The organism is Flavobacterium sp. (genome assembly GCF_035760125.1).
GTDB lineage: Bacteria > Bacteroidota > Bacteroidia > Flavobacteriales > Flavobacteriaceae > Flavobacterium.
The window spans coordinates 1-11,410 of sequence record NZ_DASTTN010000315.1 but is presented as its reverse complement, the minus strand read 5'-3'; the positions used below and the strand labels follow the sequence as shown (position 1 = coordinate 11,410).

The 11,410-nt window shown below is 35.2% G+C and carries 7 protein-coding genes and 1 rRNA gene; 6 read left to right on the top strand and 2 right to left on the bottom strand.

Annotated elements, in window-relative coordinates:
* From porU to VFS71_RS11325, 6 genes are all read left to right on the top strand, one after another.
* A partial coding sequence (gene porU / locus VFS71_RS11350) for a type IX secretion system sortase PorU (protein ID WP_326401363.1) occupies positions 1 to 3,752 on the top strand: 3,752 nt, incomplete at its 5' end.
* 41 nt (positions 3,753 to 3,793) lie between these two features.
* Positions 3,794 to 4,957, top strand: a complete 1,164-nt coding sequence (gene porV / locus VFS71_RS11345; RefSeq protein ID WP_326401361.1) for a type IX secretion system outer membrane channel protein PorV — start codon at positions 3,794 to 3,796, stop codon at positions 4,955 to 4,957.
* 119 nt (positions 4,958 to 5,076) lie between these two features.
* Positions 5,077 to 5,559: a cytidine deaminase gene (gene cdd / locus VFS71_RS11340; RefSeq protein ID WP_326401359.1), complete on the top strand. Its 483-nt coding sequence runs from the start codon at positions 5,077 to 5,079 to the stop codon at positions 5,557 to 5,559.
* A gap of 162 nt (positions 5,560 to 5,721) precedes the next feature.
* Positions 5,722 to 6,720, top strand: a complete 999-nt coding sequence (gene pdhA, locus VFS71_RS11335) for a pyruvate dehydrogenase (acetyl-transferring) E1 component subunit alpha (protein WP_111411594.1) — start codon at positions 5,722 to 5,724, stop codon at positions 6,718 to 6,720.
* Between the two features lie 7 nt (positions 6,721 to 6,727).
* Positions 6,728 to 8,362: a pyruvate dehydrogenase complex dihydrolipoamide acetyltransferase gene (locus tag VFS71_RS11330; protein WP_326401357.1), complete on the top strand. Its 1,635-nt coding sequence runs from the start codon at positions 6,728 to 6,730 to the stop codon at positions 8,360 to 8,362.
* An 87-nt stretch (positions 8,363 to 8,449) separates the two neighbouring features.
* Positions 8,450 to 10,297: a hydrolase/aminopeptidase gene (locus tag VFS71_RS11325; protein ID WP_326401355.1), complete on the top strand. Its 1,848-nt coding sequence runs from the start codon at positions 8,450 to 8,452 to the stop codon at positions 10,295 to 10,297.
* Positions 10,298 to 10,512: 215 nt separating this feature from the next.
* Here VFS71_RS11325 and VFS71_RS11320 read toward each other — a convergent pair whose 3' ends face one another.
* Both VFS71_RS11320 and rrf read right to left on the bottom strand, forming a co-directional pair.
* Positions 10,513 to 11,019 (bottom strand): secretion protein, encoded by a 507-nt coding sequence (locus tag VFS71_RS11320; RefSeq protein WP_326401353.1) that lies wholly within the window; start codon positions 11,017 to 11,019, stop codon positions 10,513 to 10,515.
* 254 nt (positions 11,020 to 11,273) lie between these two features.
* Positions 11,274 to 11,383, bottom strand: a 5S ribosomal RNA gene (rrf, locus tag VFS71_RS11315).
* Positions 11,384 to 11,410 lie beyond the last annotated feature (27 nt).

Here is an 11,410-nt window from a genome sequence, read left to right as displayed (position 1 = left end):
TTGATTGGATAGAAAACAACACTACGGTTCCAAACACCAAGCTTCAAACACCTATTTTCAAAGGGAACAGTTATTTTTATGACGGATACCATCAATCTATTTATTACAATTTAAACTTAAAAACTGCCACAGAATTAGACGAAAAAAGCATTCAACTTTCTAATGTAGTTTATGAATCAATATCAGCATCCACCCTAGGAAATTTGAACACTTCCGCTATTCCTTCCTCTATAAGAACCACTCTTTATACAACAAAATCAAGAAATACTATTCAAAACTTCCTCAAAATATCCCCAATAATCAAAGAGTCATCTGGCTACAAAAAAATCAAATCCTTATCATATACCATAAACAACGGATCTTCGAGAAAAACTATTGCGGTCAAAAACAAAACGAGTATCACTAATTCCGTCCTAGCTTCAGGGGACTGGTATCGATTTTATATTGAAAAATCAGGAGTCTATAAAATTTCCTTGAAATTTTTACAGGAACTAGGAATGAATTTAAATGGAATTGACCCAAAAAGAATTAAGATATATGGTAATGGTGGTAAAATGTTACCTTTAACAAATGACACTTTCTATCCGACAGATTTAACCGAAAATGCAATCCAAATTCAAGGTGAAAGCGATGGTGTTTTCAATAATGATGATTACATATTGTTCTATGGCGAGGGAATTTACAATTGGAACACCGAAAGTCAAACCAATCTAAATTTATACGATTCAAAATCCTATTATTACATCACGGTAGAAGGAGACAACGGAAAGAGGATATTAAATATGCCACAGCCTACAACCGCAAGCACTTTAAATGTTTCAACGTATGACGATTATCAATTTCATGAAGTCGATTTAACAAATATTGCTCAAGTTGGCCGACAATGGGTTGGTGAATCATTTGAAATTAGTCAAGATCAAGAATTTGTATTTGATTTTCCAAATATTGACTCATCAATACCCGTTAAATTAAATACCTCATTAGCATCTGCAGCCTACACACCTACTTCGTTTAAAATTACAACCAATGGACTTGATATTGGCAATGTTTCATTTTCTGCATTAAACACCAATTCAGACATACAATATTTCAATAGCGCACTCCCAAGCAATACCACATTTACTGGCAGTTTAAGTATAAAAATCAAATTATCATACAACAACAATGGAGTTCCAGGATCTAAAGGCTTCCTAGACTACATTCAATTAAAAGCAAAAAGCAAATTACTGGGATTCGGAAAACAATTTCATTTTCAATACGACTTAGCCAATTCAAGTCTTGGAGTCATATCGTATGATTTTTCAAATGCTGCTGCTATTTCTCAAATTTGGGATGTAACCGATATTTATAATGTATCAAAAATAGAAAACAACAACCAAAATGCATTTTCATTCAAAGCTAACCTTGGAGAACTTAGAGAATATATCGCTATTGACCCAAATGACTATTACTCCCCATTAAAAGAAAGTAAATCGAAAATAGCCAATTCAAATATAAAAGGAACGGTTTTTAAAAATAATCAAGGTCAATTTCAAGATATTGATTATGTAATTATTTCCCCCGAAATTTTAAGATCCCAAGCAGAAAAGTTAGCCAATTTTCATAGAGTAAATTCTAATTTAAATGTAAAAGTTATTACTCTTGAATCAATCTACCAAGAGTTTGCTTCGGGAAAACAAGACATTGCAGCGATAAGAAACTGTATTAAATACGTTTACAATAACGCTTCATCTCCAGATAAAAAGGTACGATATGTAAATCTTTTTGGAGACGCATCATTCGACTATAAAAAAAGAATAACCAACAATACCAATATTGTACCTATATATGAATCCTTAACCAGCAATACCATTGGCGAAGCATCGTTTGCATCAGATGATTTTTATTGCCTAATGGATGATTCCGAAGGAAATATTACTACATTTTATGGTGGAGTAGATATCGCTGTTGGCAGAATGTTAGTCAACAATAACACACAAGCAGATGAGATGGTCAATAAAGTTATCGAATATTATGATAAAAAGGCCTATGGAAATTGGAGAAACAACTATGTCACCCTTTCTGATGACTCAGACAAGTCTACTGACGCTTCTTTACAATTAAGACAAAACACACTTGCTGATGAAATTACTACTCAAAAACCTTTTCTGAATGTGTCGAAAATATTTTTGGATTCTTACACACAAGAAGCTTCTGCTGGAGGGGAAAGATACCCTAAAGCAAAATCTGATTTTTATAACGAATTTGAAAAAGGAGCATTAGTTTTTAATTATTTGGGACATGGAGGAGAAGATGGTTTGGCTAGTGAAAGACTTTGGGACAAAGCAGACAGCCAAAGCCTAAACAATCAATACAAATACCCATTATTTATTACAATTACATGTGAGTTTTCTCGTTTTGACAATCCCACAAGACCTACAGCTGGAGAATACATTTATTGGAATTCAAAAGGCGGAGCTATTTCTTTAGTATCAACAATTCGTTCAATTGGGCAATTTAGCGCAGAAAATTTTAATGACGTTTTTGCAAAAAATCTTTTATCGTATGACTCTAATCAATATACTTCTATAGCCGAAGCCTTAAGAGTTTCTAAAAATGAAAATCCTAATACCGCAACAAACGTAGTTCTTTATCTTGGCGATCCAGCTATATTCCTAGCTATTCCAAAACCAAAAGTTGTACTGACCAAAGTGAATGATATACCCGTAAATCAAGCACTCCCAGATTTCAAATCATTAGCCAAAATGAAAATATCCGGAGAAATAACGGACGAGAACAATCTTCCTTTAACCAATTATAATGGTACCATATCTACTATTTTATTTGATAAAAAAATAACAAAGAGCACTTTAAATAATGACGGCTACAGTCCTGTAATGAATTTTACAACCTTAGGGGAGGCTATTTTTAGAGGAAATGCATCCGTCACAAATGGTCAATTTGAATATAGCTTTATAGTACCCAAAGACATTCGTATTCCGTTAGACACCGGAAAACTAAGTTTTTATGCCAAAAAAAACGAATTACCTCAAGATGTTACTGGTTACGACACTACAATTAAAGTAGGAGGTGTAAATGAAAATGCAGTTGCAGACAATAATAGTCCAAAAGTGAAGTTATATATGAATGACGAAACTTTTGTTTCGGGAGGCATAAGCAATGATTCCCCAATATTTATTGCTTATATGGAAGATGAAAGCGGCATCAATACGGCTGGAGGAATCGGTCATGATATTGTAGCGGTCTTAGATGGAGATGTAAGTAATCCTTTTATTTTAAATGATTATTATCAAACTGAGCTGGATAATTTCACAAAAGGGAATTTGCATTTTCCATTCCGAAATTTAAAAGCTGGTTTACATACCATTACTTTTACAGTTTGGGATGTGTATAATAATGCTACAACAATGGAAATGCAATTTCTAGTAGTTGGAGATGAATCAATTGCACTTACAAACGTATTAAACTATCCTAATCCATGTGTAAACTACACAGAGTTTTGGTTTAGTCACAATAAACCCAACGAACCTTTAGAAGTACAGGTTCAGGTACTGACAATAACAGGGAAAGTGGTTTGGACAAAAAATCAAACCATCACAACTTCAGGTTTTTTATCTCGAGAAATAACATGGGATACTCGCGATGATTTTGGAAATAAAATTGGCAAGGGAGTTTATGTTTACAAATTAACGGTAAAAGCAACCCTCTCTAATAAGAAGATTGAAAAGTATGAAAAACTTGTAATTCTTTAATAATATAGTATATTTACCCTATTTAATTTTTATTTTAAATAATGAAAAGAGCGACTTTACTTATTGCATTTTTATATACATTTAATTTCATTCATGCACAGGAAAGCGTGATTACAACAGCCGTACCTTTTCTTTTAGTAGCAGCAGATGCAAGATCAGCTGGTATGGGAGATAATGGTGTAGCATCATCTACAGATGGCTTTTCACAACAATGGAATCCTTCAAAATATGCATTTGCTACCGATCAACAAGGTTTTTCGGTAAGCTACACTCCTTATTTAACGGATTTAGTAAACGACATATCATTAGCGCAGTTAACGTATTACAATAAATATAGCGAAAAAAGTGCATTTGCTGCCAGTTTCCGCTATTTTGGTTTAGGTGATATTGAACTTAGACAAGATTTTGATAGTCAAGTTATGACAGTATCTCCAAATGAATTTGCATTTGACCTATCCTATTCCCTAAAATTAAGTGAGAAGTTTTCAATGGCAGTTGCGGGTCGTTTTATAAATTCAAACCTAAAAGTAGCTACCGAAAATAATGATGCTTCCTCTTCAAGTAGTTTTGCAGTGGATGTAGCCGGTTTTTATCAATCCGAAGAAATTGCATATAGCGATTTTAATGGTAGATGGAGAGCTGGATTTAATTTTCAGAATATGGGGCCAAAAATGAGTTATGATAACGATGATCTAAATGCTAATTTCCTACCTGCCAACATGAAACTGGGAGGTGGATTTGACTTTATATTGGACGAATACAATAAAATTGCCGTTAATTTGGAAATTAGTAAATTAATGGTTCCAACCCCTCAAAACTCCGATTTAAACGGTGATGGAGTAATTACTGATGAAGAAATACAACAAAACAGTGACAACTATCAATCCATTGGTTGGTTCCCAGGTATATTTCAATCATTTACCGATGCGCCTGGTGGATTCAGTGAAGAACTAAAAGAGACAACCTACTCTTTAGGATCAGAATATGTATACCAAGATTCATTTTCATTCCGTGCAGGATATTTCCACGAAAGCCCAGATAAAGGAGCGAGAGAATTTTTCTCACTTGGAGCAGGTTTTAAATACAGTTCTGTCAAAATTGATGTTTCCTACTTATTCTCAACTTCGAAGGTACAAAACCCACTTGAAAACACTTTACGATTCTCTTTGACATTCGATTTTGGAGAGAAATATGAAACTTTTTAATCTTCAACATACTTTTCATACAAAACAAAAATCCAAACTTCAATCTTTTGAAATTGGATTTTTTTGTTTTTAATTTAAGTACATTTTCAAAATATTAAATTAAAAAATAGCTTTTACTAATGAAAGAAATAATAATCACTTCGAAAATTAATGTTTTTGAAACCATTCAAGAATTACCTTTAGTTGAACAAAATTTAATGTTAAAAGCTATTGAAGTTAGAAAAGCTGCTTATGCCCCTTATTCAAAATTCAGGGTTGGAGCAGCCATTCTTTTGGACAATGGGGAAATTATTGTTGGCTCCAACCAGGAAAATGCTGCATATCCTTCTGGACTTTGTGCAGAACGGGTAGCTATTTTTTACGCAGGAGCCATTTATCCAGAAGCAAACATTTTAAAAATGGCAATTACTGCTGCCTCTGACAACAATAAAACAGTCACCCCCGTTCCACCATGTGGAGCTTGCAGACAATCTATCGCAGAATATGAAATTCGACAAGACAGCCCTATAGAAATCTATTATATGGGAGAAACAGGCTCAATTCATCAATCAACATCCCTAAAAAACCTACTCCCTTTCATGTTTGATAACAAATTACTTTAAAAAAGAACTAAAAATTAGCTTTTAAATTTTAGTTCTTAGTAGGAATGTCTTATTTTTGCATCCCGATCCCTTCGGGGCGCAAATTTGTGGTGAGGAAACTATTTTGCGTTACTAGGTCATAATTGATAATACAATAACACTTAAGCAAAAGAATTATTTCAGATGAAAGAAGTTACAAAAGAAGTTTATTTAAAGTGGTATGAAGACATGTTACTTTGGAGAAAGTTTGAAGACAAACTTGCGGCATTATACATTCAACAAAAAGTTAGAGGTTTTCTACACTTATATAATGGTCAAGAAGCAGTATTAGCAGGTGCTTTACATGCAATGGATTTGACAAAAGACAAAATGATTACTGCCTATAGAAATCACGTTCAACCAATTGGTATGGGTGTAGACCCTAGACGTGTAATGGCTGAACTTTTAGGAAAAGCTACTGGAACATCAAAAGGAATGGGTGGATCAATGCATATTTTCTCAAAAGAGCACCGTTTTTATGGTGGTCATGGAATTGTAGGTGGTCAAATTCCATTGGGAGCTGGTTTAGCTTTTGGAGACAAATACAATGGAACTGGTGGAGTTACTATGACCTACTTTGGAGATGGAGCTGCACGTCAAGGTTCATTGCACGAAGCTTTCAACATGGCAATGCTATGGAAACTTCCTGTAGTTTTCATAGTAGAAAATAATGGATATGCAATGGGAACTTCTGTTGAAAGAACAGCAAACCATACTGATATTTGGAAACTAGGCTTAGGATACGAAATGCCATGCGGACCAGTTGATGGAATGAATCCTGTAAAAGTTGCTGAAGCAATGACCGAAGCAATAGACAGAGCAAGACGTGGTGACGGACCAACTTTCCTTGAAATGAAAACGTATCGTTACAGAGGACACTCAATGTCTGATGCCCAATTGTACCGCTCTAAAGAAGAGGTTGAAGAATATAAAAAAATAGATCCAATCACTCAAGTTTTGGATGTGATTTTAGATCAAAAATACGCTACACAAGAAGAAATTGAAGTAATTGATCAAAGAGTAAAAGATTTAGTTGAAGAATGCGTTCAATTTGCTGAAGAATCTCCTTACCCAGAAATCCAACAATTATACGACGTAGTGTACGACCAAGAAAACTATCCATTCACACCTCATAAATTATAAATCAATTATGGCAACAATTGTAACAATGCCTCGCTTGAGCGATACTATGACAGAAGGAACGGTAGCGGCTTGGCTTAAAAAAGTAGGAGACAAAATAAGCGAAGGTGATATCTTAGCTGAAATTGAAACCGACAAAGCAACAATGGAATTTGAATCCTTCAACGAAGGAACTCTTTTATATATTGGAATCCCAGAAGGAGAAACTGCTCCGGTAGATTCTTTATTGGCAATCATCGGAAACGAAGGTGAGGACGTTACAGCTTTGATAGCTGGAGGTTCTGCAGTGCCTGCTGCAGCAGAATCAGCACCAGTTGCCACTGAAACAAAAGCTACCGAGGCTTCAACAGCTGCTCCAGCAGCAGATTTACCTAAAGGAGTTATCGTAGTAACGATGCCTCGCTTGAGTGATACAATGACCGAAGGAACAGTAGCGACTTGGTTGAAAAAAGTAGGTGACAAAGTTGTTGAAGGAGATATCCTTGCTGAAATCGAAACAGATAAAGCTACAATGGAATTCGAATCTTTCAATGAAGGAACTTTATTGTTCATTGGAATCCAAGAAGGTAGCACAGCTCCAGTAGATAGTCTTTTGGCTATCATAGGACCTGCAGGAACAGATATTAGTGGAATTGCAGAAAACTATAAAGCGGGCGGAACTGCTCCAACTGCTGCCGTAACAACAGAAGAAGTTAAAACTTCTTCATCTGATAATACTGTAGAAGTAATTGAAACAGTAAGCGACGGAAAAAGAATCTTGGCATCACCATTAGCTAAAAAAATAGCAAGTGACAAAGGAATTCAATTAACACAAGTGAAAGGAACAGGTGAAAATGGTCGTATCGTAAAAAGCGATATCGAAAACTTCACTCCTGCTACTGCCGCTGCTCCAAGTGCAACAACACCAAAAGCTACAGAAACTGCAAAAGCAGAAGCTCCAAAAGTTTTTGTACCAGCAGGTGAAATTTTCACAGAAGAAATAAAAAATTCGCAAATGCGTAAAATCATTGCGAAACGTTTGGCTGAATCTTTGTTTACAGCACCTCATTACAACCTTGTAATTGAAGTGACAATGGACGAAGCAATGCAATCAAGAGCAGTTATCAATACCGTTCCGGACACTAAAGTATCTTTCAACGATATGGTAATCAAAGCCTGTGCATTAGCATTGAAAAAGCATCCAAAAATCAACTCTCAATGGAAAGAAGATGCCATCATAATCAATCACCACGTAAATATTGGTGTAGCTGTAGCTGTTGAAGATGGATTGGTAGTTCCTGTATTAAGATTTACAGATGCAATGAGTCTGTCTCAAATTGGTGCAAGCGTTAGAGACCTTGCTGGTAGAGCAAAAAACAAAAAATTATTACCTACAGAAATGGAAGGCAGTACTTTTACGGTTTCCAACCTTGGAATGTTTGGTATCACTGAATTTAACTCTATCATCAACCAGCCAAACTCTGCTATTTTATCAGTAGGCGCTATTGTAGAAAAGCCAGTTGTGAAAAATGGACAAATTGTAGTAGGAAACACTATGATGCTTTCATTGGCTTGCGACCACCGTACTATTGATGGCGCAACTGGAGCTCAGTTTTTACAAACATTAAAACAATACATCGAAAATCCGGTAACAATGCTTGCATAAGCTAGTCATTTTAACACTAATAAAAACCCGTTTTGAAATTTTCAGAACGGGTTTTTTCTTTTTAACTTAGTCGCAAATAAAATTCTTATGAAGAAAATAGTTCTACTGCTAAGCATTATTGCTTTTACGGCATGTCAAAAAAAAGAAAACACAACTAAACATGAAATTGTAAAAGATTCTCATTCCTTTTCAAATCCAACCGAAGCGGTTGTCAAACATTTAGACTTAGATATCAAAGTCGATTTTGACACTCAAACTATTTCTGGAAAAGCTTCATGGCTGATTGAAAACACCTCTAAAGGAAATGAAATTATCTTTGATGAAAACACCTTAAACATTACCAAAGTTACTTTGGGTGATGACGAAAAAGAAACCAAATTTGAATTAGGAAAAGAGATTGAATTTCATGGAAAACCACTTCATATAACAATCGAGTCAAACACTACTAAAGTCAATATTTATTACAACACTACAAAAGAATCTATAGCCTTGCAATGGCTAAAACCCGAACAAACAGCTGATAAAAAAAAACCATTCGTTTTTTCACAAGGAGAAAGCATCTGGTCACGCACTTGGATCCCGTGTCAGGATTCACCAGGAGTTCGCTTTACTTATAACGCTAAAGTTATTGTCCCAAAAGATTTGATGGCAGTAATGAGTGCAGTAAATCCAAAACAAAAAAACGAAACAGGTATCTATACTTTTAAACAAGAAAAAGCCATTCCTTCTTACTTAATGGCAATTGCCGTTGGTGATGTCGAATTTAAGTCAATTGATAATCGTACTGGTGTCTATGCTGAACACACGGTAATTAATAAAGCAAAATGGGAATTTGAAAATTTAGGCAAAATGGTAAATGCAGCTGAAAAACTTTTTGGCCCATACCAATGGGGGCGTTATGATGTTATCGTTTTACCGCCAAGCTTTCCTTATGGTGGTATGGAAAATCCAAATCTTACTTTCCTTACACCAACAGTTTTAGCTGGTGACCGTTCGTTAACTAGTTTATTGGCTCATGAATTGGGCCATAGTTGGAGTGGTAATTTAGTAACCAATGCTACTTGGGATGATATTTGGCTCAATGAAGGATTTACAACTTATGTAGAACATCGCATTGGGGAGGAAGTCTTTGGAGTTAAAGAAGCTAAAATGCAAGATGTCTTAAGCCGAAAAGTATTAAAGACCAATTTGGATGAGATAGGAAAAGACAGTCCTGATTCCCGACTAAAAGTAGACACATCAGGAAGAAATCCAGACGATGGACTAAGTGAAATTCCTTATGAGAAAGGATATGCTTTTTTACAAACCGTTGAAGCTGCAGTTGGTCGTAAAAAATTTGACGAATTCCTAACTAATTATTTCAAAGCTCATGCTTTCCAATCGATTACTACAGAAGATTTCGTAGAGTATTTCAATGAAAATCTAATCAACGGCAACAAAGCATTAGCCGATAAAATAAAACTTGATCAATGGATCTATAAACCAGGCATTCCAAGTAATATTACCATACCTGTCTCCGAAGATTTTAATTCTATTGATAATATTCAAAAAACGTGGAGAAAAACTGGAGTTAAAGGATTGAGTCAAAAGATAAAATCAACCAACGAAAAGCAGCATTTCATTGATTATTTACCAAATGATTTAACTACTGAAGAAATGATGGAAATAGATAAAGAATTTAATTTTACCAATCGTGGAAATTTTGTTGTCCGACGCCAATGGTTTATCCAAGCAATACAGCATCAGTACAAAGATGCTTATCCAGCAATTGAACTATTCTTGACATCCTATAGCCGAACAGGTTCCCTATTACCCCTCTACAAAGAAATGATCAAAACACCAGAAGGAAAAGCTTGGGCAAAACAAATCTATACCAAAGCAAAAGCGACTTATCATGCTACTACTATTCAAGCTATAGAACCTTTATTGAAATAAATTACAATAAAAATATTTTGATTAGTTTATTTTAAATTGCCACCGAATTAAGTTTTGGTAGTTTTTTTTTAAATCAGAAAGCTATAAAGCTATAAAAGTATTATGGCATGCCCCTACGGGTCGGGCTGTCCATTGTATCTTTTGTTTTCCAGAAAAGGAAAACAAAAGGATGCCATTTCCATCCCTCATGCAAGGACGTTTTCAGAACAGCATTTTTAGTTATTATTGATTACCCATAAACCAAAAAACAGCCCCAAAAGGAGCTGTTTTTTTTTTTTGTAATTTCGAAGTAAGCACTGTTTTTTTAATAACCCAATTAATTCCACCGTGGCCACATTTTGGTTTTTCATTTTCAGATCCCCTTTGTACACTTCGGCAACGGATCTTCTAGATAATGTGGATTCCACGCTAGTCACCACAATCTCGTGGGTCACTTTCTTCAGGTTGGTTTCCACCTCCAAAAAGTAAACCCCGTCAGGGAACTCCTCTAGGCTGTAGGTTTTCAAAATCCCCCCTTTGCCGGTGGCAGTCTCAGAATAGATTACATTATGGAATTTATCGTATATCGTTACATTGGCCTTTTGAATCTCATTCACCGAAAAACTAATTTCCTTCCCGGTTCCTTTTTTTACGTTAAGCAAAAAATCACCGTCGATTGCATAGCTACTCATCGTGGTCATCGCCACCAATACTACCAGACTAAGTTTTAAAATCGTTTTCATAATACTCTCGTTTTAAATTAGTAATAATTTCTATTGCTAAAGTAGTATCATAATTTTGTTCAAAACACAACTGCCTTTTCCGATGCAGATGCTATTTTAACCTTACGAAAACGATGTATTGTCTATTGAGATAATTCAGTATCTATTCAGGGTAATTAGCAATAGTTTTAAAATTTTAGTTTTTATAAAATCAGCTCTTTTAAACCTATTGTAAAACAAAAAACCCTTCATCGTTAGATGAAGGGTTTTGTAAAAAAAGGCAGCGACATACTCTCCCACATAACTGCAGTACCATCTGCGCAGGCGGGCTTAACTACTCTGTTCGGGATGGGAAGAGGTGAGCCCCGCCGCAATAACCACCTTAAGTCGTTATAATTGCTTTGGGCAATCA